This is a genomic window from Embleya sp. NPDC005575, from assembly GCF_040605455.1.
Lineage (GTDB): Bacteria > Actinomycetota > Actinomycetes > Streptomycetales > Streptomycetaceae > Embleya.
In genome coordinates, this window is the sequence record NZ_JBEXCV010000095.1 from 1 (window position 1) to 21,873 (window position 21,873).

At 71.0% G+C, this 21,873-nt stretch carries 17 protein-coding genes and 1 pseudogene; 4 read left to right on the forward strand and 14 right to left on the reverse strand.

Going from position 1 to position 21,873, the window contains the following annotated elements:
* Positions 1 to 84 precede the first annotated feature (84 nt).
* Both ABZS54_RS27360 and ABZS54_RS27365 read right to left on the reverse strand, forming a co-directional pair.
* Positions 85 to 1,683, reverse strand: a complete 1,599-nt coding sequence (locus ABZS54_RS27360; protein WP_355541478.1) for an ABC-F family ATP-binding cassette domain-containing protein — start codon at positions 1,681 to 1,683, stop codon at positions 85 to 87.
* Between the two features lie 892 nt (positions 1,684 to 2,575).
* Positions 2,576 to 3,007, reverse strand: a complete 432-nt coding sequence (locus tag ABZS54_RS27365; protein WP_355541481.1) for an ATP-binding protein — start codon at positions 3,005 to 3,007, stop codon at positions 2,576 to 2,578.
* A gap of 433 nt (positions 3,008 to 3,440) precedes the next feature.
* Here ABZS54_RS27365 and ABZS54_RS27370 point away from each other — a divergent pair, with 433 nt between their 5' ends.
* The gene (locus ABZS54_RS27370; RefSeq protein ID WP_355541484.1) at positions 3,441 to 6,365 is read left to right on the forward strand and encodes a hypothetical protein; all 2,925 of its coding nucleotides are present in this window, start codon (positions 3,441 to 3,443) and stop codon (positions 6,363 to 6,365) included.
* A 204-nt stretch (positions 6,366 to 6,569) separates the two neighbouring features.
* Here the strand turns inward: ABZS54_RS27370 and ABZS54_RS27375 are convergent, their stop codons facing one another.
* From ABZS54_RS27375 to ABZS54_RS27410, 8 genes are read right to left on the reverse strand one after another with little or no spacing between them, the layout of a single operon-like run.
* Complete coding sequence (locus ABZS54_RS27375; protein ID WP_355541487.1) at positions 6,570 to 6,902, reverse strand: metal-sulfur cluster assembly factor; 333 nt, start codon at positions 6,900 to 6,902, stop codon at positions 6,570 to 6,572.
* A complete protein-coding gene (sufU, locus tag ABZS54_RS27380; RefSeq protein ID WP_355541490.1) occupies positions 6,899 to 7,351 on the reverse strand; it encodes a Fe-S cluster assembly sulfur transfer protein SufU in 453 nt (150 codons plus the stop codon). The genes ABZS54_RS27375 and sufU overlap by 4 nt, the downstream gene beginning before the upstream one ends.
* A 36-nt stretch (positions 7,352 to 7,387) precedes the next feature.
* Positions 7,388 to 8,647 (reverse strand): cysteine desulfurase, encoded by a 1,260-nt coding sequence (locus ABZS54_RS27385; RefSeq protein WP_355541493.1) that lies wholly within the window; start codon positions 8,645 to 8,647, stop codon positions 7,388 to 7,390.
* The gene (gene sufC / locus ABZS54_RS27390; protein WP_355541496.1) at positions 8,644 to 9,408 is read right to left on the reverse strand and encodes a Fe-S cluster assembly ATPase SufC; all 765 of its coding nucleotides are present in this window, start codon (positions 9,406 to 9,408) and stop codon (positions 8,644 to 8,646) included. The genes ABZS54_RS27385 and sufC overlap by 4 nt, the downstream gene beginning before the upstream one ends.
* A 7-nt stretch (positions 9,409 to 9,415) precedes the next feature.
* A complete protein-coding gene (locus ABZS54_RS27395; protein ID WP_355541499.1) occupies positions 9,416 to 9,733 on the reverse strand; it encodes a non-heme iron oxygenase ferredoxin subunit in 318 nt (105 codons plus the stop codon).
* On the reverse strand, positions 9,730 to 10,965 hold the full coding sequence (sufD, locus tag ABZS54_RS27400; RefSeq protein WP_355541502.1) for a Fe-S cluster assembly protein SufD: 1,236 nt from the start codon (positions 10,963 to 10,965) through the stop codon (positions 9,730 to 9,732). The genes ABZS54_RS27395 and sufD overlap by 4 nt, the downstream gene beginning before the upstream one ends.
* A gap of 3 nt (positions 10,966 to 10,968) precedes the next feature.
* A complete protein-coding gene (sufB, locus tag ABZS54_RS27405; protein WP_355541505.1) occupies positions 10,969 to 12,381 on the reverse strand; it encodes a Fe-S cluster assembly protein SufB in 1,413 nt (470 codons plus the stop codon).
* A complete protein-coding gene (locus tag ABZS54_RS27410) occupies positions 12,378 to 13,235 on the reverse strand; it encodes a metalloregulator ArsR/SmtB family transcription factor (RefSeq protein ID WP_355541549.1) in 858 nt (285 codons plus the stop codon). The genes sufB and ABZS54_RS27410 overlap by 4 nt, the downstream gene beginning before the upstream one ends.
* A gap of 201 nt (positions 13,236 to 13,436) precedes the next feature.
* Between ABZS54_RS27410 and ABZS54_RS27415 the strand changes: the two genes are divergently transcribed.
* The 3 genes from ABZS54_RS27415 to ABZS54_RS27425 all read left to right on the forward strand — a co-directional run bounded on the left by ABZS54_RS27415 (position 13,437) and on the right by ABZS54_RS27425 (position 16,240).
* Positions 13,437 to 14,366, forward strand: coding sequence for an ABC transporter ATP-binding protein (locus ABZS54_RS27415; protein ID WP_355541508.1), 930 nt, complete (start codon positions 13,437 to 13,439; stop codon positions 14,364 to 14,366).
* Between the two features lie 83 nt (positions 14,367 to 14,449).
* The gene (locus ABZS54_RS27420) at positions 14,450 to 15,166 is read left to right on the forward strand and encodes an ABC transporter permease (RefSeq protein WP_355541552.1); all 717 of its coding nucleotides are present in this window, start codon (positions 14,450 to 14,452) and stop codon (positions 15,164 to 15,166) included.
* A 117-nt stretch (positions 15,167 to 15,283) separates the two neighbouring features.
* Positions 15,284 to 16,240 (forward strand): COX15/CtaA family protein, encoded by a 957-nt coding sequence (locus tag ABZS54_RS27425; protein WP_355541511.1) that lies wholly within the window; start codon positions 15,284 to 15,286, stop codon positions 16,238 to 16,240.
* Between the two features lie 774 nt (positions 16,241 to 17,014).
* Here ABZS54_RS27425 and egtD read toward each other — a convergent pair.
* The 4 genes and pseudogenes from egtD to egtA form a co-directional block, all read right to left on the reverse strand.
* Positions 17,015 to 17,992: an L-histidine N(alpha)-methyltransferase gene (gene egtD / locus ABZS54_RS27430; RefSeq protein ID WP_355541555.1), complete on the reverse strand. Its 978-nt coding sequence runs from the start codon at positions 17,990 to 17,992 to the stop codon at positions 17,015 to 17,017.
* 120 nt (positions 17,993 to 18,112) lie between these two features.
* Positions 18,113 to 18,826: pseudogene (gene egtC / locus ABZS54_RS27435) on the reverse strand (ergothioneine biosynthesis protein EgtC); the annotation flags it as partial.
* Positions 18,826 to 20,325: an ergothioneine biosynthesis protein EgtB gene (egtB, locus tag ABZS54_RS27440; RefSeq protein WP_355541514.1), complete on the reverse strand. Its 1,500-nt coding sequence runs from the start codon at positions 20,323 to 20,325 to the stop codon at positions 18,826 to 18,828. The gene egtB and the pseudogene egtC, both read right to left, overlap by 1 nt.
* Complete coding sequence (gene egtA / locus ABZS54_RS27445; RefSeq protein WP_355541516.1) at positions 20,322 to 21,560, reverse strand: ergothioneine biosynthesis glutamate--cysteine ligase EgtA; 1,239 nt, start codon at positions 21,558 to 21,560, stop codon at positions 20,322 to 20,324. Before egtA ends, egtB begins: the two co-directional genes overlap by 4 nt.
* Positions 21,561 to 21,873 lie beyond the last annotated feature (313 nt).

Here is a 21,873-nt window from a genome sequence, read left to right on the forward strand (position 1 = left end):
CTTCCTATCCCGTCGGGTTGCCTATCCCGGCAACCCGACGGGGTGTCGGTGGTTCCGGGTGTCCGGGCGTGGGCGCCCGGTCGATCAGGCGAGCGCGACCAGGTCCGCGTAGTCCTCGTTCCACAGGTCCTCGACGCCGTCCGGGAGCAGGATGATCCGCTCCGGCTGGAGCGCCTCGACCGCGCCCTCGTCGTGGGTGACGAGCACGACGGCGCCCTCGTAGGTGCGCAGTGCGTCCAGCACCTCGGCGCGGCTGGCCGGGTCGAGGTTGTTGGTGGGCTCGTCCAGGAGCAGCACGTTGGCCTTGGAGACCACCAGCGTCGCGAGGGCGAGCCGGGTCTTCTCGCCACCGGAGAGCACTCCGGCCGGCTTGTCCACGTCGTCGCCGGAGAACAGGAACGAACCCAGCACCTTGCGCACCTCGACCAGGTCGAGGTCGGGCGAGGAGGAGCGCATGTTCTCCAGGACCGTGCGCTCGGGGTCGAGCGTCTCGTGTTCCTGCGCGTAGTAGCCGAGTTGGAGCCCGTGGCCGGGTTCGATCTTGCCGGTGTCCGCCTCCTCGACGCCGCCCAGCAGCCGCAGCAGCGTGGTCTTGCCGGCGCCGTTGAGGCCCAGGATGACCACCCGCGAGCCCTTGTCGATGGCCAGGTCGACGTCGGTGAAGATCTCCAGCGAGCCGTACGACTTGGACAGGCCGGTCGCCATCAGCGGGGTCTTCCCGCACGGCGCGGGCTTGGGGAAGCGCAGCTTGGCGACCTTGTCCGACTTGCGCTCGCTCTCCAGCCCGGAGAGCAGCTTCTCGGCGCGGCGGGCCATGTTCTGCGCGGCCACCGTCTTGGTCGCCTTGGCCCGCATCTTGTCGGCCTGCGAGAAGAGCTGATCGGCCTTCTTCTCCGCGTTGGCCCGCTCGCGCTTGCGGCGCCGCTCGTCGGTCTCGCGCTGGAGCTTGTAGGCGTTCCAGCCGACGTTGTAGATGTCGATGGTGGTGCGGTTGGCGTCCAGGTAGAACACCTTGTTGACGCACGCCTCCATCAGGCCGACATCGTGACTGATCACGATGAAGCCGCCCTTGTAGGTCTTGAGGAAGTCGCGCAGCCACCCGATGGAGTCGGCGTCGAGGTGGTTGGTGGGCTCGTCCAGGAGCAGCGTGTCGGCATCCGAGAACAGGATCCGGGCCAGCTCGACCCGGCGCCGCTGGCCACCGGAGAGGGTGTGCAGTTCCTGGCCCAGGATCCGGTCCGGCAGACCCAGGCTGGCCGCGATGGTGGCCGCCTCGGCCTCGGCCGCGTAGCCGCCCTTGGTCAGGAACTCGGTCTCCAGCCGCGAGTACTTGCGCATCGCCTTCGCGGCGGTCTCACCGCTGGCGCTGGCCATCAGACCCTCGGCCTCGCGCATCCCGGAAAGCGCCACGTCCAGCCCGCGCGCGGACAGGATCCGGTCCCGGGCGAGCACGTCCAAGTCGCCGGTGCGCGGGTCCTGCGGGAGGTAGCCGACCTCGCCGGTGCGGGTGATGGCGCCGGACGCGGGCTGGGTCTCGCCGGCGAGCGTCTTGGTCAGGGTGGTCTTGCCGGCGCCGTTGCGGCCGACCAGGCCGATCCGGTCGCCGGCCGCGACCCGGAAGGAGGCGGGTTCGAGCAGGATGCGGGCGCCGGCACGCAGTTCGACGTTGGTTGCATTGATCATGAAGGACTGGACTCCCGGTCGGGGACTGACGAAGACGGACGGTCGTGCGGGGCTTGCGGGGAAGCCACACCGCTCTAAGGCCGCTCGCGGGGATATCCAGAGAAACCGACCATGCACCCGAGTCTACGGGAGCGCTCGCGGCGGATTTCCGGGCGCCCTGCGGGCACGAGGGCAACCCGGGCGATAAGACCCGGAAAAGGGATATCCGTCACTCGACGCCCATCACATCCTTGGTCCGGTCCCGGTGTCCCCGAGCCCGCGGGCGGTGCCCCGACACAGTTCGACGACGACGCGGATCGGATGACGGCGGGCTGCGGCGGCCCGGGCTCGCGGTGAGCGGCGGCGCGGCGCGCGACTGATCGCGGTCGCGCTCGGCCTGATCTTCGGCCTGAGCCCGGACCGGCTCGGCGCCGGCGGACAACCGCGTGCTCGCGGACGCCGGGGCGCGAGCTACAAGCCGGCGCCGACCCGGTTCTTCACGGGCGGCACCTCGACCGCGTGCGGCGGGGCGACCTCGGCGGTGGCCCCTTCGACTACCCGGGCGACCGCAAGGTCTACATCGACCTGGGCTTCTTCGACGCGCCAAGGGCGGACCGCGCACGAGTGCGGCCACCACAGGCGACACAACCAAATGAGCCCCCAAACAACGCCGGCCCGACCGGGACTTGAAACCAAGCAGCCCAGCCGGCGCATGAGACCAACCAGCCCGGCCGGCGCTTGAGGCCACCCAACCCGGCCGGCGCTTGAGGCCACCCAGCCCGGCCGGCGCTTGAGGCCACCCAGCCCGGCCGGCGCTTGAGGCCACCCAACCCGGCCGCAGCCGCCGCGAGATACCGCAACACGTCCTCGTCCGCCCCATCGCGAACCGTCCCCGCGCGCCACGCGCCCAAGTTCACGACGCGGTCTTGACGTCGCACCAGACCACCTTGCCGTCCGGCACGGGATAGCTCCCCCACTCCTCGGCCATCGCATCCACCAACAACAGCCCACGCCCGTGCTCGTCGAGCAGGTCCACCGCGCCGCCCGGCTCGGGGAGCGCCGTGTCGTTGTCCACGACCGCGATCCGGATCGAGTTGTCCCGCCGCAGCACGGCCACCGCGACGGTGCAACCTCGCGTCGTGTGTTTGACCGCGTTGGTCACCAACTCCGACAGGAGCAGTTCGAGGGTGTCCACGGGCGCGTCGGGGACCCGGTCGTCGAGCACCCGACGCAACGCGTGCCGCGCTCGTGGGACCGCTTCCACGGTGGCCGTCAACCGCAGTGACAGGAGCAGCGGGCCGACCGGAGATTTCCCGAATCGCGGCGATGATGCGGTTTCGCCCACGTCTCCCCCTGCTCTCCCCTGGTGGCGCGGATGAGGCGGCCGGAGGCATCGGCGACCTTTGTCCAAGCTAGCCGCCCTTGTCTCCACTGTTGGTGAGATCGACTTCTTTCCCCCTGGTGAAACGTGGCGCGGGCCGGCGATGGACGCGCGACCGGCGCTCGATCGGCGCACGCCCTCGACAAAGGCGCCCTCGGGCGCCCGGGACGCGGTTCCCGCCCTGCTCGGCGGGGTAGCGATTTCGGACGACAGCCGCGCCGAGCAGCGCGCCGGGACCGCCACGTGACTCGTATCGCACGGCCCGGGACGGGGCTCGGGGAACCAACCGAACCGCCGCTTCGTCCCGCAAGCAGATGGCAACGGCCCGGGAACCCCGGGCCGGCTCGCCACCCGGCCGCTAACGTCGGGGGTACCGACCGCGTCACGGAGGACCTGCATGCAGCCCCGGCTCCAGGCCACTCTGGCCGATTTCGTACCGGCCTTGCGCTTCGTCGCGCCCGAACTCGTCGCCGACTACCTCGAACACGAGGACCTGCCCGCGGCGTGGTGGATGAGCGTGCCCGTGGTTCGGGCCGCGGACACCTTCGGCCGAGACGAGCTCCCGGGGCGCCTCGCCGATCTGGCCTACACCGAGCTTCGACACCTGCGCCTGGGCGACCTGCTGCCGGGAGCGTGGCTGGCCCGCAACGGCTTCCGACTGTCCCAGTGGCCCGACGGCGCCCGGACGAACGTGATGGTGCGTACGCCGGACTGGGCGGACCTGCTCACCACCACCGTGCGCGAGGTCGGCGACTGGACCCAGATCGGCACCTCGACGGTGCGACCGTTGGTGGCCCGGTTGTTCGAGGAGGTGCTGGGGCTGCTGCCCGCGGACGACGAATCGGTGGACGTGGAAGCGGTGTTCGGCGCGCCCGACACCGCCGCGAGCGAGCCCGTACCGTCACTCGCATCGGCGTCGGCCGTCGAGGCACAACCGGAACCGACCCCGACCGAGCCCGCGCCGGAGCCCACTCCCGAGCCGGTGCCCGCCGCGTCGAGCACCGTCATCCCGCCCGCACCGGCCGACGGCGACTGGGACACTCCGGATGATTGGGGCGACCTGGACGAGGACGAATTGCGCCCGGTCAAGCTGCCCGAGCCGCTGACCTCCGAATTGGGCACGGTGGTGCGCTGGCTGGCCGCCCAGGCGCCGGACGTACCGCTGATGGCGCAACTCGCCCAGGTCACCCTGGAAACCGCCGCGGTGGTCGGTCTGGAGGACGCCTCGGAGGAGGTTCGCACGGCGTTGACCGCGCTGCTCACCCAGGTCCCGTCCGGGCTGCGTGCGTCGCTCGCGATGCCGCCGGCGCCGGTTGCCGAACCGGCCGCGCCCGACACGGACGAAGCGGCGGCCGAGCCGTCCGCGGCGACGCCGGACACGGCGATGGGTCGGGACGCGTACGGCGAGGTCCCGCCGCCCACCCGGGCCGACGTGGCCCCGGCCGCGCCGGCCGACCGCAAGCCGGCGGCGAAGGCCGAACCGCGCACCGTGCCCGAGCCGCACCCCGGCGACGGATCCGACGAGCCCCGGATCGAGTCGGGGCCCGGCAGCCGTCGGGAACCGGTGATCCGGACCGAGGACACCTCCGAGGACGCACCGCCGCGCGCCGCGTCCGCCGAGCCCGCGACCGAGGGCGACCTGCCCGGCCTGGACGCGTTCGGCGAGACGCCGCCGATGACCGTCGCGGACATCCCGATCCGCACGATCAAGGACCGAGGGCAGGCCGATGCGCCCGCCGGCCCGGCGCCGAAGTCGAAGTCGAAGTCCGCCAAGAGCGATTCCGCCGGGGCCGATTCCGCCGAGGACCTCGGGCAGGACGCGTTCGGCGAGGTCCCGCCGCCCACCGCGGGCAGGATGCCGGCGGTGGGCGAGTCGGACGCTCCGCGCACGCCCGAGGGCCTGCGCATCCCGCCCCGACCGAGCCACCCACCGCGCACCGCGCCGGCTCCGACGTCGGTCGCGGAGCCGGCCGCCGGGGCGACCGCCGCGGAGGTACCGTCCGTACCCGCACCGCCGGACCACTCGGCGGTGCCGCGGACCAACCGGGGTACCAAGGCCGCCGCCGCCGACCTCGAAGCCACCGTCGAGATGGTGCCGGGCGCGCTGCCCGGAACCGAGGACGTCACGATGCTCGTCGACCGGCCGCTTCCGCGCGCCGGCGAACCCGGCGGCGGCGACCTGGTCGCCGTGCTGGGGTCCTGGTTCACCACCGCCGAACCGCAGCGCAAGGTCCTCGCCCGGGATCGGCTGTTCACCGACGCGCCACGCGAACTGGAGTCGTTGGCAGCCGAGTTCGGCGTCTCGCCGGCCGAGGTCAAGATCATGGAGCGGGACTTGCGGCGCAACCTGGACGAGCGGATCGCCCGCTCGGAGGGCGCGCCGGTCCGGGTCCACCTGAGCTTCGTCCGGGACCGTCTCGGCGTGCTCACCACGGTGTCCGAGCTGCGCGCGCTGCACCCCAAGCACACCGAGACCGTGCCGGGTCTGGAGATCCAGGTGTGGCAGGTGCTGCGCGGCCTGCTCGGCCTGCACACGTCGGTGGACGGCTGGCTTTCCGGCGCGCCGCTCGGCGAGTTGTCCGACCGCACCCAGAGCACGCTGGACGCGGCCTGCGTACACGGCCCGGTGCCGCTTCGAGCGCTGGAGCGCGACCTGGCCGCGATGGGTATCCGCAAGCCGCTACAGACCGCCTGGATCGGCCGGCTGGACGGCTTCCAGGTGGAGAACGGGCACGTGCTCTCCCGCTCGGCGGACACCCTGGAGCGGCCGGCCCAGAAGCAGCAGTCGGCGCCGATCGGGGATCCGTCCTGGACCGCGGGCTGCTTCCGCGAGGACACCGGCGCGTGGGCGTTCCGGGTGGACGTGTCCACCGCGATGCTCGAAGGCGAACCGGTCAAGCTGCCGGTCGCGTTCGCCCAGTCCCTGGGCGTCACCCCCGGCGGTCAGGTCCGCCTGCACCACGGGCACGGCCCCGCCGCGCTGCGCTGGTCCGACACGCCCTACCTGGTGTCCCTGCGCGCCATCCTGGCCGGACTGTCCGCGCACGAGGGCGACATGGTCTTCATCTCGTCCATCCACCAGGGCCGCCTGGAGGCCCGCCTGGTCCGCGGCGACGCGACGGTACGCCTCCCCCGCTGGGCCCGCGCCCTACGCCACACCGGCGTGGACCCGGTCCCGGAACAGGTCAACCTCCCCGAACTCCTCGGCGCCCGGATCGGCCTCGACCCCGGCATCGACCTCAAGGCCGTCCTCCACCGCCTCCAACAACGCGGCGACACCGACGTCCTCGAACTCCTCGGCGTAGCCCAACCCCGCCCCTGAAAACCCGAAAGCGCCGGCCAAACCGACAACCGTCGGCCCACCCGGCGCTCAAGGCCACCTCAAGCCGAACCGACGCCCAACGCCGGCCGAAACCAAATCAGCCCGGCCGGCGCTTGAGGCCACCCAGCCCGGCCGGCGCTTGAGGCCAACCCGGCCGGCGCAAGGCCCGAGCGCAAGGCAGAAGGGCCCAGCCGGCCCGAGGGGCTACAGGTTGAACCCCAGCGCGCGCAGCTGTTCGCGCCCGTCGTCGGTGATCTTGTCCGGCCCCCACGGCGGCATCCAGACCCAGTTGATCCGCATGTCCGCGACGATCCCCTCGGTCGCGGTCCGCGTCTGGTCCTCGATCACGTCCGTGAGCGGACACGCCGCACTGGTGAGCGTCATGTCGATGGTGGCGATGTTCGCGTCGTCGACATGCACGCCGTACACCAGGCCCAGGTCGACGACGTTGATCCCGAGCTCGGGGTCGACGACGTCGTACATCGCCTCGGTGACGTCCTCCGGCGTAGCCGCGGGACGCGCCTGCGTCTCGGTCATTTCTGCCCTTCCGTCGTCTGCAGCGCCTGCGCGGTGGCGTCCTTGAAGGCCATCCAACCCAGCAACGCGCACTTCACCCGGGCCGGGTACTTGCTGACGCCGACGAACGCCACGGCGTCCTCCAGGACGTCCTCGTCCGGCTCACCCTGCCCCTTGGACTGCATGAGCGCGAGGAACGCGTCCCCCGCGTGCAGCGCGTCCTCGATGGTGTGCCCGATCACCAGGTCGGTCATCACGGATGCACTGGCCTGGCTGATCGAACAACCCTGGCCCTCGTAGCTGACGTCGAGAACCTTCTCGCCGTCCAGCTTCACGCGCAGCGTCACCTCGTCCCCACAGGTCGGGTTGACGTGGTGGACCTGGGTGTCGAACGGGTCCCGCAGCCCCTTGTTGTGGGGGTGCCGGTAGTGATCCAGGATGATCTCCTGGTACATCCCGTCGAGCTTCATCTCTTCGCCTCCCGCCCCTGTTCGGCCGAAACAGTGCTAACCGAAAAACTGTCGAACATGTTCCAGCCCGGCCACGAGCGCGTCGACCTCGGCCGGAGTGGAGTAGAGGTAGAACGAGGCCCGCGTGGTCGCCGGCACGCCGTAGCGCAGGCACACCGGACGGGCGCAGTGGTGACCGACCCGGACCGCGATGCCCTGCTCGTCGAGCACCTGGCCCACGTCGTGCGGGTGGATGTCGCCGAACGTGAAGGAGATCGCCGCACCGCGCGCCACGTTGTCCGCCGGGCCGATGATCTTCAGGCCCTCGACACCCTTCAACGCGTCGATCGCGTAACCCGTGATCGCGTGCTCGTGCGCGGCGATGCGATCCATGCCGATCGCCGACAGGTAGTCGATCGCCGCACCGAGCCCGACCGCCTCCGCGATCGGCGGGGTGCCGGCCTCGAACTTGTGCGGCGCGGGCGCGTACGTGGACGCGCTCATCGTCACGGTCTCGATCATCTCGCCGCCGCCCAGGAACGGCGGGAGTTCCTCCAGCAGGCCCAGCCGGCCCCAGAGCACGCCGATGCCGGTCGGACCGCACATCTTGTGGCCGGTGAACGCGACGAAGTCGGCGCCCAGAGCCTGGACATCGAGCACCGTGTGCGGCGCGGCCTGCGACGCGTCGACCACGACCAGGGCGCCGACGTCGTGCGCGCGGCGCACGATCGACTCCAGGTCGTTGACCGTGCCGAGGATGTTCGAGGTGTGCACGACCGAGACGACCTTGGTCTCCTCGGTGATCACCTGCTCGATGTTCGACAGGTCGAGTCGGCCCTCGTCGGTGAGCCCGAACCACTTGAGCTGCGTGCCGGTGCGCTGCGCGAGCAGCTGCCACGGGACGATGTTCGAGTGGTGCTCCATCTCGGTGATCACCACGTCGGCGCCCACGCCGACCTTGAACGGTTCGTCCGCCCAGGTCAGCATGTTGGCCACGAGGTTGATCGCCTCGGAGGAGTTCTTGGTGAAGATCACCTCGTCCCGGCTGGGCGCGTTGATGAACTCCGCGACCTTGTCCCGGGCACCCTCGTACAGCGCGGTGGCCTCCTCGGCCAGCACGTGCACGCCTCGGTGCACGTTCGCGTTGCTGTTCGCGTAGTAGTGCGTCATGGCGTCGATCACCTGACGCGGGGTCTGCGACGTCGCCGCGTTGTCCAGGTAGACAAGCGGTCGGTCGCCGTGCAGGAGCCGTTCGAGGATCGGGAAATCCTTGCGGATCGCGTCCGTGTCGAGCAGCCCCGGCAGGTGCACTGTCATGCAGTCTCCCCCTTGCCGGTGTACGCCTCGTAGCCTTCGTCCTCAAGCTTGTCCGCGAGTTCGGCGCCGCCGGACTCGACGATCCGGCCGCCCGCGAAGACGTGCACGTGGTCGGGCTTGATGTACTTCAGGATGCGCGTGTAGTGGGTGATCAGCAAAGTGCCGATCTCGCCGCCGGCCTGCACGCGGTTCACGCCCTCGGACACCACGCGCAGCGCGTCGACGTCCAGACCGGAGTCGGTCTCGTCGAGGATCGCGATCTTCGGGCGCAGCAGTTCCAGCTGAAGGATCTCGTGGCGCTTCTTCTCGCCGCCGGAGAAGCCCTCGTTGACGTTGCGCTCGGCGAAGGCGGGGTCCATCTGGAGGCGCTCCATGGCCTCCTTGACCTCCTTGATCCACAACCGCAGCTTGGGGGCCTCGCCTCGGGTGGCGGTGGCGGCGGTGCGCAGGAAGTTGGACACCGAGACGCCGGCGACCTCGACGGGGTACTGCATGGCGAGGAACAGGCCGGCGCGGGCCCGCTCGTCCACGGTCATGGACAGCACGTCCTCGCCGTCGAGCAGCACACTCCCGCCGGTGACCTGGTACTTCGGGTGGCCCGCGACCGAGTACGCCAGGGTGGACTTGCCGGAGCCGTTCGGGCCCATGATGGCGTGGGTCTCGCCCTGCTTCACGGTCAGGTCGACGCCGCGAAGGATCTCGCGCGGACCGTTCTCGGCGGCCACACTGACGTGCAGGTCGCGGATCTCAAGCGTTGCCATAACGGACTCAGGACTCCTGGTTCACTTCGACATAGACGGCGCCGCCGTCGATCTTCACGGGGTACACGGGGACCGGCAGATTGGCCGGGGGGCCCGAGGGACGGCCGGTACGCAGATCGAAGCGCGAGCCGTGCAGCCAACACTCGATCGTGCAGTCCTCGACTTCACCCTCGGACAGCGACACGTTGGCGTGCGAACACACGTCGTTGATCGCGTACACGTCGCCCTCGGTGCGCACGAGGGTGACCGGGACCTCGTCGAGCACGACGCGCAGCGGCGTGTCCTCGTGCAGGTCGGTCTCGGCGCAGGCCTTCAGATAGCTCATCGGGCGCCGCTTTCGAGGCGCGCCTCGATCTGCTTCATCAGCCGCTCCTGGAGGTCGGCGATGCCGACCCGGGAGATCACGTCGGCGAAGAAGCCGCGTACGACCAGGCGGCGGGCCTCGTCGGCCGGGATGCCGCGCGACTGGAGGTAGAAGAGCTGCTCGTCGTCGAAGCGCCCGGTCGCACTGGCATGCCCGGCGCCGGCGATCTCGCCGGTCTCGATCTCCAGGTTGGGCACCGAGTCGGCGCGCGCACCGTCGGTGAGCACCAGGTTGCGGTTGAGCTCGTAAGTGTCGGTGCCCTCGGCGGCGGCCCGGATGAGCACGTCGCCGATCCACACCGTGTGCGCGTCCGCGCCCTGGAGCGCGCCCTTGTAGGTGACCAGGCTGCGGCACTGCGGCACGTCGTGGTCGACGAACAGACGGTGCTCCAGGTGCTGGCCGGTGTCGGCGAAGTACACGCCGTACAGCTCGGCGTCGCCGCCCGGAGCGTCGTAGACCACGCGCGGGAACAGTCGGACCAGGTCGCCGCCGAGGGTGACCACGACCGACGTGAAGGACGCGTCCCGACCCACCCGGGCCAGGTGCGAGGCCACGTGCACGGAGTCGGCGTCCCAGTCCTGGATCGAGACGACCTTGAGCCTGGCGCCGTCGCCGACGATGAACTCGACGTTCTGCGCGTAGGTCGCGGAACCGCCGTGATCGAGCACCACGGTCGCCTCGGCGAACCGCTCGACCTCGACCGTGACGTGTCCGAACGCGGTGCCGCCGGCACCGTGCAGGGAGACCACGACCGGCTCGGCGAGCTGCGTGTCCTTGCCGACCACGACGAGCGTGGCCTTCTCGAACGAGCTGTAGGCCTGGGCCGCGACCCGGTCGACGGGCGCACCGACGCGGCCGATCCGCGCGTCGGAACGGTCGACCGTCTCGACGGTGACGCCCTCGGGCGCGGCCACCGAGACGGTGACCTCGCCCCGGTCGCCGGCGGCGGCGGTGCCGTCGTGCAGGCCGCGCAGTCGGGCCAGCGGGGTGAACCGCCAGTCCTCCTCGCGACCGGTGGGCACCACGAAGTCGGCCACGTCGTAGGACGCGGCGGCGACCTGACGGGCGTCCGCGGGCTGGGCGACCGAGCGGCCGGTGCCGGGGCCGGCGAGCACGTTCGCGGCCCCGGCCTCGCGCACGGCGATCGATCCGGCGGTCGTGCTACTACCGGGAGTGTTGGTGTTCGCAGCCATGGACTAGCCCACAGCCCCTTCCATCTGAAGCTCGATCAGGCGGTTCAACTCGAGGGCGTATTCCATGGGGAGTTCGCGCGCGATGGGCTCGACGAACCCGCGCACGATCATCGCCATGGCCTCGTCCTCGGTCATGCCGCGGCTCATGAGGTAGAACAGCTGGTCGTCGGAGATCTTGGAGACGGTCGCCTCGTGACCCATCGACACGTCGTCCTCGCGGACGTCGACGTACGGGTAGGTGTCCGAGCGGCTGATCGTGTCCACGAGCAGCGCGTCGCACTTGACCGACGAGGTCGAGCCGTGCGCACCCTCCTCGATCTGGACCAGACCGCGGTAGGAGGTGCGGCCACCGCCGCGCGCGACCGACTTGGACACGATGTTGGACGACGTGTTCGGGGCGCAGTGCACCATCTTCGAGCCGGCGTCCTGGTGCTGGCCCTCGCCCGCGAAGGCGATCGAGAGCGTCTCGCCCTTGGCGTGCTCGCCGAGCAACCACACGGCCGGGTACTTCATGGTGACCTTGGAACCGATGTTGCCGTCGATCCACTCCATCGTGGCGCCCTCGTGGGCCACCGCGCGCTTGGTCACCAGGTTGTACACGTTGTTCGACCAGTTCTGGATGGTCGTGTAGCGCACCCGGGCGTTCTTCTTGACCACGATCTCGACCACGGCCGAGTGCAGCGAGTCCGACTTGTAGATCGGCGCCGTGCAGCCCTCGACGTAGTGCACGTGGGAGCCCTCGTCGGCGATGATCAGCGTGCGCTCGAACTGGCCCATGTTCTCGGTGTTGATCCGGAAGTAGGCCTGGAGCGGGATCTCCACGTGCACGCCCGGCGGGACGTAGATGAACGAGCCACCGGACCACACCGCGGTGTTCAGCGCGGAGAACTTGTTGTCGCCGGTCGGGATCACCGAGCCGAAGTATTCCTTGAACAGCTCCGGGTGCTCGCGCAGCCCGGTGTCGGTGTCCAGGAAGATGACGCCCTGCTCCTCCAGGTCCTCGCGGATCTGGTGGTAGACGACCTCGGACTCGTACTGGGCGGCGACGCCCGCGACCAGGCGCTGCTTCTCCGCCTCCGGGATGCCGAGGCGGTCGTAGGTGTTCTTGATGTCCTCGGGCAGGTCCTCCCACGAGGCGGCCTGCTTCTCGGTCGAGCGCACGAAGTACTTGATGTTGTCGAAGTCGATCCCGGAGAGGTCGGAGCCCCACGTCGGCATCGGCTTCTTGCCGAAGAGCCGAAGGCCCTTCATGCGCTGCTTCAACATCCACTCGGGCTCGGACTTCTTCGCCGAGATATCCGCGACGACCTCTTCGGAAATGCCTCGTCGCGCCGAGGCACCGGCGGTGTCCGAGTCGGCCCAGCCGTACTCGTAGGTGCCCAGGCCCTCGAGCTCGGGGCGAGCGTCGGTGGTCATGAAGTAGTCCTCCCGGAAGCCGGGGTGGCGTCGGTCGATTCCCGCAAACGGGAAGGGCCCCGGCGCGGCGGATTCTTGTCTTCGCTGTTCTTCAGGCCGGACGAAACGGCCTTCGGGCCGGACGAGCCGACCCTGCGGCCGGTCGGACCGGCCGGTTCAGCCTGCACAGCGGGAACGTGCGTGGTGCAGACGCCGTCGCCGTGGGCGATCGTCGCCAGCCGTTGCACGTGCGTACCGAGAAGGCGCGCGAACACCTCGGCCTCGGCCTCGCAGAGCTGCGGGAACCGCTCGGCGACGTGAGCCACCGGACAGTGGTGCTGGCAAAGCTGCTCTCCACCGGGTGCGGGCCGCGCGCTCGCGGCATACCCGTCGGCGGACAGCGCCTCGGCCAGTGCTCGGGCCCGCTCCCCGGGAGGCGCGGACTCGACCGAGGGACGATACCTCTCCTCGCGCGCGGCAAGCCGCTCGCGGGCGAATTTCGCCACCGCCTCGTCGCCGAGGTGCTCGGCCACGAAGCCCAGTGCCTCGGCCGCCAGCTCGTCGTACTCCTGGTGGAAACCGGAGCGGCCGGCGTCGGTGAGCGCGAACACCTTGGCCGGGCGACCCCGACCGCGGCGCCCGTAGACGCGCTGCTCGGTGGCCTCGACCACACCCTCGGCGACCAGTGCGTCCAGATGGCGACGCACGCCCGCCGGGGTCAGCTCCAACCGCTCGGCCAGGTCCGCCGCGGTGGACGGGCCGTGGTCGACGATCGAACGGGTGACCCGGTGCCGGGTGCCCTCGTGACCGTCATGCTCGGGCGTGCCGGCAGCCGCGGCGGTGGTCCGCCTCGGTACCTCTTCGCTCGTCCGCATGTTTTCCACAACACCATTGTTGCGTTAATCGCGCCGCAGACCAAACGGTGATCACGTGCGGTCCGTCACTTAGGTGTGCCTAACAACACACCCCGCGTCGCACCCGGCCCGACCTGCGGATATCCCTGACGACCCGTCAGGTGGGCCGATCCGGACGACCCCGCCACGAGGGGTGCCGAGACCTTTCTAGACTGACTCGTCATGGACTCCTCGCCGCCGGCAGTCGCGATCACGGGCCTGGTCAAGCGCTACGGCGACAAGACCGCCGTGGACGGGCTCTCGCTCACCGTCGAACGCGGCCTGGTGACCGCGGTACTCGGCCCCAACGGGGCCGGGAAGACCAGCACGATCGAGATCTGCGAGGGCTACCGGCGCGCCGACGCGGGCGAGGTGCGGGTGCTCGACCTGGACCCGGTCCGCGACGCAGCCGTGCTGCGGCCCCGGATCGGGGTGATGTTGCAGGCGGGCGGCGTGTACTCGGGAGCGCGCGCCGAGGAGATGTTGCGCCACGTGGCGAAGCTGCACGCGCACCCCCTGGACGTGTCGATGCTGATCGAGCGACTGGGCCTGGGCTCGTGCGGTCGGACCACCTACCGGCGGCTGTCCGGCGGGCAGCAGCAGCGCCTCGCGCTCGCGCTCGCCGTGGTCGGCCGCCCCGAGCTGGTCTTCCTGGACGAGCCGACCGCCGGACTCGACCCGCACGCCCGGCACGCCACCTGGGACCTGGTGCGCGAGCTGCGTACCGACGGGGTGAGCGTGGTGCTGACCACCCACCTGATGGACGAGGCGGAGAAGCTCGCCGACGAGGTGGCGATCGTGGATCGGGGCCGGGTGATCGCGTCCGGCTCGCCCGAGGCGCTGTGCCACGACGGCGCGGAGAACTCGCTGCGCTTCGCCGGGCCGCCCGGCCTGGACCTGGGCTCGCTGCTGAACGCGCTGCCCGAGGGCGCCAAGGCGCTGGAGGTGTCCCGCGGCGCGTACCGGATCGAGGGCGACATCGACCCGCAGCTGCTGGCCACGGTCACCTCGTGGTGCGCCCAGCACGGGGTGATGCCGGAGCGGCTGACCGTGGAACGACGCAGCCTGGAGGACGTGTTCATGGAGTTGACCGGACGGGAGCTGCGGAGTTGAGCGCGGTGGCGAAGGCTGCGGTATCGAAGGACGGGACGCGCGGTACGTTCGCGCCCGCGCCGGGGGCGGCGCCACCGGCGCGGATGATCCTGGCGCAGAGCGCCCTGGAGACCCGGATGTTGCTGCGCAACGGCGAGCAGCTGCTGCTGACGGTGATCATCCCGACCCTGCTGCTGGTGGTCTTCTCCTCGGCGGACATCGTGGACACCGGGGACGGCGAGCGGGTGGACTTCCTGGCGCCGGGAGTGCTCGCGCTGGCGGTGCTGTCGACCGCCTTCACCGGGCAGGCGATCGCGACCGGGTTCGAGCGGCGCTACGGCGTGCTCAAGCTGCTCGGCTCGACCCCGCTGCCGCGCTGGGGGCTGATGGTCGCCAAGACGGCCTGCGTGATCCTGGTGGAGATGCTCCAGGTGGCGCTGCTCGTGGTGATCGCGCTGGCGCTGGGTTGGTCGCCACACGGCAATCCGGCGTGGGTGATCCTGCTGCTCGTGCTGGGCACGGCGGCGTTCTCCGGGCTGGGCCTGCTGATGGCCGGGACGCTGCGCGCCGAGGCCACCCTGGCCGCCGCGAACCTGGTGTTCATCCTGCTGCTGCTGGGTGGCGGGGTGATCGTGCCGCTGGACAAGTTCCCCTCCGGGGTCGAGCACACGCTCGCATTGTTGCCGATCTCGGCGCTCTCCGACGGGCTGCGGGACGTGCTCCGGGACGGATCGGGGCTGCCGCTGGGCGACGTGGCGATTCTGGCGGTCTGGTCGGTTTTGGGGCTGGGTGCCGCAGCGCGCTTCTTCCGCTGGGAGTGAGGTCCCGGAGTGGGGTCCGGGAGCCGGGTCCGGGCGGGGTCGGGCGCGCTGCGGGATCGGCGTCGGTCGACACCCCTGATGTGCTTGTGAATTCATTCACGACGTAGCATGTCGCGCATGAGTCTGCAGGCCGTCTCCCCCCTCGTCGCCCGCCGCGTGTTCCTCGCGAACCTGGTGGCGCAGATCGGCATCGTCGTCACGGGCGGTCTCGTCCGACTCACCGACTCCGGCCTGGGGTGCGACACCTGGCCCCGGTGCGACAGCGACACCAGCGACTGGACGCCGCACCAGGCGGTCAGCCACCACGCGTACATCGAGTTCGGCAACCGCATGCTGACCTACGTGGTCGGCGCGATCGCGGTGGCCTGCGTGGTGGCCGCGTACCGGCTGACCGTGCGCCGCAAGGACATCACCACGCTGGCCTGGATGCAGATCGGCACGGTCGTCGGTCAGGCCGTGCTGGGCGGCATCACCGTGCGGACCGACCTGCACCCGATGGCGGTGGCCAGTCACCTGCTCCTGTCGATGCTGCTGATCGCGTCGGCGGTCGCGCTGTACGAACGCGGCGGCGAGGGCGACGCGCCGGCCCGACTGCTGGTCCGCCCGGAGATCCGCTGGTTCGGCTACGGCACGCTGGCCCTGGCCGCCGCGCTGATCGTGATCGGCACCGTGGTCACCGGCTCCGGACCGCATGCGGGCGACCTCAAGGCCAAGCGCTTCGACGTGGACATCGACCAGATGGCCTGGCTGCACGCCGACCTGGCCTTCCTGCTCCTGGGCGCGGCCGTCGCCCTGGCCCTGGCCCTGCGCGTCACCGACGCCCCCGTGGCCGCCCAGCACCGCGTCCGGTGGCTGTTGGCCGTGCTGATCCCACAGGGCCTGATCGGCTACATCCAGTACTTCAACGGCCTCCCCGAGTGGATGGTCCTCACCCACATGCTCGGCGCCGCCCTCACGGTGGTCACCGCCACCCGCGCCCTGTTCGGCCTGCGCGTGCGCGGCGACGCATCACCCGACACCGAGACCGACCACCTCGACGCCGATCTCCGCGAACCGGTCGCCACCAGCTACTGACCACTCTCAGCCGGCCGGCGGAAGCACCACTGTCGGCGGGACGCAGAGTCCGTCACAGGTCGGCTTCAGCCGCCACAGCTCTCCTTGCCCGGGAACGTATCCGGTCGGCCTGGGTGGGCGGGTCGGCCCGGGCGGCTGCCGCTCGGGCCTGCGATCCGCGTTCGCCGCCAGTCACGTCGAACCGCGTATCCCGCAACTGCGAGACCGTCACCGTCAGCGACCGCCTTCAAACGAGCCGCGAACCGCGCCTTCGGTGTGGTCGTACTGTTCGGCCGACTCGCTCAGGACTCCCGCGAGCCGTGCCATCTCCAGGCGCAGGTCGCTCTCGCTCTGCTCCCAGGCAGTGGCCAGTTTGGTCAGTTCCTCGGCGACCTTCCACGGTCCGAGGCCGGCACCGGCCGCCCGGGTGGGGCCACCGGCCCGCTCAGCGCGGGCCGAAGGTCGTTCAGGATCGCGTCCTGGGCGCCTGCGGTAGCACGAAGACCGGCCGGCGACACCTTGAACCCGCCCGGAGGGACGGGTGCGTCGTTGGGCCTCGGGTTGGGCACCCTCGGCTGATCCGCCGGCGGGCCGGGCGGTGGCGTGGGTTCGGCTTTCGCCTGGGTGTACAGCGGGTTGAGCACACGTTGGATATGGCTCACGGACGTCCCCCCGGACTCGATCCATCGGCAATGACACATCGTCACGTGAGAGTAGCTCACAGGTTCGAACGGAGGCGTGCGCTCCACCCGACGAATGGCCTCCGGGCGGGCCATCCGTCGGGCGAGCCCGGGGTCAGCGGCTGGGCACCGCCAGCAGGAGGGCGAAGCGGGCCTGGGGGTCGGTCCACCAGTTGCGGATGGTGAAGCCCGCATCGGCCAGTTCGGCGGTCAGGGCCTCGCGGCGGAATTTGGTGGAGATCTCGGTGCGCAGGAGTTCTCCTGCGGCGAAGTCCACGGACAGGTCGACAGCCGGGATCTTGACGGTCTGGTCGACGCGGGAGCGCAGGTGCATCTCGATGCGCTCCGCCTCGGCGTTCCACAGCGCGACGTGGTCGTAGGCGTCGGGGTCGAAATCGGCGGCGAGCTCGCGGTTGAGCACGTGCAGCACGTTCTTGTTGAAGGCTGCGGTGACACCCTGGTTGTCGTCGTAGGCGGCGACCAGGACGCCCGGGTCCTTGACCAGGTCGACGCCCAGCAGCAGGGTGTCGTCGGCGCTCAGGGCGCGGCGCAGGATGCGGTAGAAGTCCGCGCGCTGGGCCGGGTCGAGGTTGCCGAGCGTGCTGCCCAGGAAGCTGAGCAGGCGGGGGCCTGGTTCGTCGGCCAGTGCCAGGTCGTGTTCGAAGTCGGTGACCGTGGCCGCGACCCGCAGCGCCGGGTAGTCGCGACACAGCGCCTCGCCGGCCTGGATCAGCGCCGAGTCGCTCACGTCCAGCGGTACATAGCGGTCCAGCGTGCCGGCGTCGGTGAGCGCGTCCAGGAGCAGGCGGGTCTTGCGGGAGGAGCCGGAGCCGAGCTCGATCAGGGTGTGTGCCCGGGTCGCGGCGGCGATCTCGGTGGCGCGCCGGGTGAGGATCTCCTGTTCGGCGCGGGTGGGGTAGTACTCGGGCAGGTGGGTGATCTCCTCGAACAACTCGCTGCCGCGCGCGTCGTAGAACCACTTCGGCGGCAGCGACTTGGTCGGCGCGGTGAGGCCCCGGAGCACGTCGGCACGCAGGGTGGTGTCGAAGTAGTCGGCGGGCAGGCGGTGATCGAGGGTGAAGCGGCTGTTCATGGGACGCCGTTCCTGTGGGGCGGATGACGGACGTGCGGCGACGCTCCGTACGGGGCGGATCGCGGCGATGCGGACACCGCTGCGGGTGGCCACGAGGAGGGAGTGTTCGGGTACCTCGACCCACTCGCCCCAACCGCCGCCCGTGTTCTCGTCGGGCTCGGAGGCGACCAGGACCCGCCCGGGGGCGGTGCGATACCAGAGGGTGTCCCCGTATCGGGTGGCGAAGACGGTCCCGCCGTCGGTGAGCAGCAGGTTGAGCCGGGCGTTTGGGCGCACCTCGGCGATCCGCCGCACCAGCGCGGCCAGCGCCCCGCCGACGGGCTCGCCCTGTCGGAGTCGGCGCGCGAGCATTGCCCACAGCAGCGCCGAGTCGCAGCGCGCCTCCAGGGCGAGCAGATCGGCCGGATCGAGCGCGGGCCCGATCGGCAACCGGGTCCAGTCCGGGATTGCGCCGTTGTGGCTGAACAGCCAGCGGCCGTCCCGAAACGGCGCCGCCGCGGCCTCGTCCTGGCTGGTGCCGGCGGTGGCGCTGCGGACGGCGGCCAGGAACGTGCCGCTGCGCACGGTGCGGGCCAGATCGGGCAGGTTCGGGTCGGCCCAGATCGGCAACGCGCGCCGGTAGCGGGCGGGTTCGACGTCCGCGCCGGCCTCGTCCGGGGGCGCCGATTCGGCCGACCCGCCCGGATACCAGCCGAAGCCGAAGCCGTCCACGTTGACCGTTCCGTACCGCTGCCGACGCGGCGCCCAGGACTGCTCGTACAGGCCGTGCGGCGGGTCGACCAGGACCTCGGCGAGGGCGATCTCCGGTCCCAGATAGGCCAGATGACGACACATCAGCGCGCCTCCCGGGGCGCCGCGTCGCGGGCGGTCCGGAAGCCGGCGAAGATCTGCCGGCGAATCGGCAGGTCCCAGTTGCGGAACGTGCCTCGGGCGACCACCTCGTCCACACCGAACGCGCCGCCGCGCAACACCTTGTGTCCGGGGCCGAAGAACACCTCGGAGTACTCCCGGTACGGGAACGCCGCGAACCCGGGATACGGCAGGAAATCGGAGGCCGTCCACTCCCAGACGTCGCCGATCAGTTGCCGCGCCCCACACGCCGCGGTGCCCGCCGGGTACGCGCCGGCGGGTGCCGGTCGCAGGTGCCGTTGGCCGAGGTTGGCGTGTTCGGGTGTGGGCTCCGCGTCGCCCCACGGATACCGCCGCGAGCGGCCCTCGGCCGGATCGTGTCGGGCCGCCTTCTCCCACTCGGCCTCGGTCGGCAGCCGCCGGCCGGCCCAGCGCGCGTAGGCGTCGGCCTCGTACCAGCACACGTGCAGGACCGGCTCGTCGAGCGGCACCGGCTCGGACCGACCGAACCGCCGGCGCAGCCATGCGCCGCCGTCCCTTCGCCAGAACAACGGGGCGGTGAGGTCGGCGTCCTGCCGGTGTCGCCAACCCTGCGGACTCCACCAACGCTCGTCCGCGTACCCGCCGTCGGCGATGAACTCCAGATAGGCAGCGTTGGTCACCGGTACGGTGTCCAACCAGAACTCCGGTACGTCCACGATGTGGGCGGGCCGTTCGTTGTCCAGCGCCCACGGGTCGGTATCGGTACCCATCTCGAACCGCCCTGCGGCGACCAGGACTTCGCTTGACAGCGCGCCTGCCTCGATCGCTCCGGGCGGCGCCGGCGCACGCAACACCGGCTCACCGGCCCGCAGTTGGTGAGTGGCCAGCATGGTCTCGTCGTGTTGCTGCTCGTGCTGGGCGAGCATGCCGAACACGAAACCCTCGGCCAGGAGCGGGTCGCCGTCCGTGCCGAGATCGGCGGATTCCAGTACGCGCGAGGTGTGTTCGCGAACCAGCCCGACATACTCCCGGGCCTGTTCGGGCCCGAGCAGGGGCAGCGCGGGCCGATCGGCACGCGGGTGCCGGAACGCGTCGTACAGCGGATCCAGGTCCGGACGCAGCGCCGGCTCGCCACCGGCCCGGCGGACCAGCCACAGCTCCTCCTGGTTGCCGATGTGCGCCAGGTCCCAGACCAGCGGCGACATCAACGGGGAGTGTTGGGCGCTCAGTTCGTCGTCGGTCAGGCAGTCGGTGAGAGCCAGCGTCCGGCGTCGGGCGCGGGCCAGCGCGGCCCGGGCTATGGCCCGGCGGTCGGCGGCCGGGGATTGGGCATGGGGCCCGTTCGGCCCTGGGGCTTGCGCGGCTTCCAGAGCTTGCTCGGCTTGTTCGGACTGGGCGGATTTCGCGGACTGTGCGGCCTGCGACGTCGCCGGACCGGACCGCTTCGACTGCTTCGATCGCTTCGACGCCTTCGGCGGCTGCGATGGCTTCAACGACTTCATCGACTGGTCCTTTCCAGCAGGTCGTCCGCGGGACATCGGCCCCGTTCGGCGTAGCGCCGGGTGAATTCGGCGACGGCCGCACGGAGCGAGCCGGGGGCGCCGTTGTCGGACAAGGCGTTCTCGGTGGCGGCGAAGCATGCCCGGACCGCCTTGCCGAGCACGGGGTCGGCGGGCCCGAGTCGGGCGGCCCGGCTCCAGACCGCGTCGGTCGGCACCACAGAGCCGTTCGCACACAGCGGCTCGGTCGCCTCCCACGCCGCCTCGGCCGCGACCGGATCGTCCAGCAGGGTGGCGGCCATCGCGGCGGGGACGACCCAGTCGTCACCGCACTGGGCGTCGATCATCCGCAGTTCCAGCCAGCCGCGCGGGCGGACCGGCGGAAAGAGCGTGGTCAGGTGGTAGTCGAGATCCTCCAGGGTGGGTGGCCGCACTCCGGGTGCGCCGCGCAGCCAGGAACGGAAGGTCAGCCCCTCGGGTGCGGTCCAGCCGTCCGCCGAACTGCCGCGTACACACAGCAGTGGGGCATCCAGCGCGTAGCACGCCCATGCGGCACGCGGATCACCGTCGGCTTCCGGCGGCCGGGTGCGGCCGGGGTCCATCCGGGCCCAGACCAGTTGTCGGGTCGACCGCCATCCGGTCGGTTTGCCCTGCCACAGCGGCGAGTTGGCGAAAGCGGCGACCAGTATCGGGCCGATTCGGTGGGTCAGTTCCCATCGCGATCGGTAGCCCCCGCGGCCGTTACCCTCCTCACCGGCGTCCAGGTTGACCTGCACGGACGCGGTGCCGCGCATCATCATCCGGCCCCACGAGCCGTCCCGGTCGAAGTACGCCTCCATCGCCCGGTAGCGGGGATGGTCCACGACCCGTGGCGGGTTTTGATACGGCTCCAGGCCGTGGCCGACGAGCACCAGTCCGCTCGCGGCCAGCGCCTGCTCCAGGGCGGCCGTGTCGGCCCGGAGGTCCTGGGCGCATTCGGCGAGCGAGGTGGCGGGCGGTGAGCTCAGCTCGACCTGCCCACCCGGCTCGCGGGTCAACCTGCTGCCGAACGGCAGCCCCTGCGCCTTCAGCGGAGCCAGGGCCTGGTCCAGTCGCTCCGGCGCCACCGCCCGGCGGGCGTCGGCGCCGTCGTGCACGATCCATTCCAGCTCGATCCCCACCCGCGCGGGTGGGCCGGTCTTGAAGCACACCCCATGCACGTGGGCCTGTGCGTCGTCCTCCTTCAGAGCGGTAGCCATCGCCCTCACTCCTTCGGTCCATCGTGTGGTCCCGGGTTCGGGCCCACTCGGGACCCTCATTTTGGTCCCTCACGTCACTTTCCCGCTCTGCTGTACCCGGCGAATGGGACCGGAACACCCGTACCCCCGTGAACCCCGAACCACGCCCGGATGACGCCCGAACGGCTCCCCGAAGAGACCACCCGGTTGCCCTGGGTACCCCTGGGCAAGTCCGCGGGTGACGCTCGGGCGCGGGGCCCGAGACGCGCAGCGCGCGGTGGGAGCGCTCGGGCTCGGGAGGTAGGGGGCCGAGGCGCGAGCGCTTGGGCGCGGG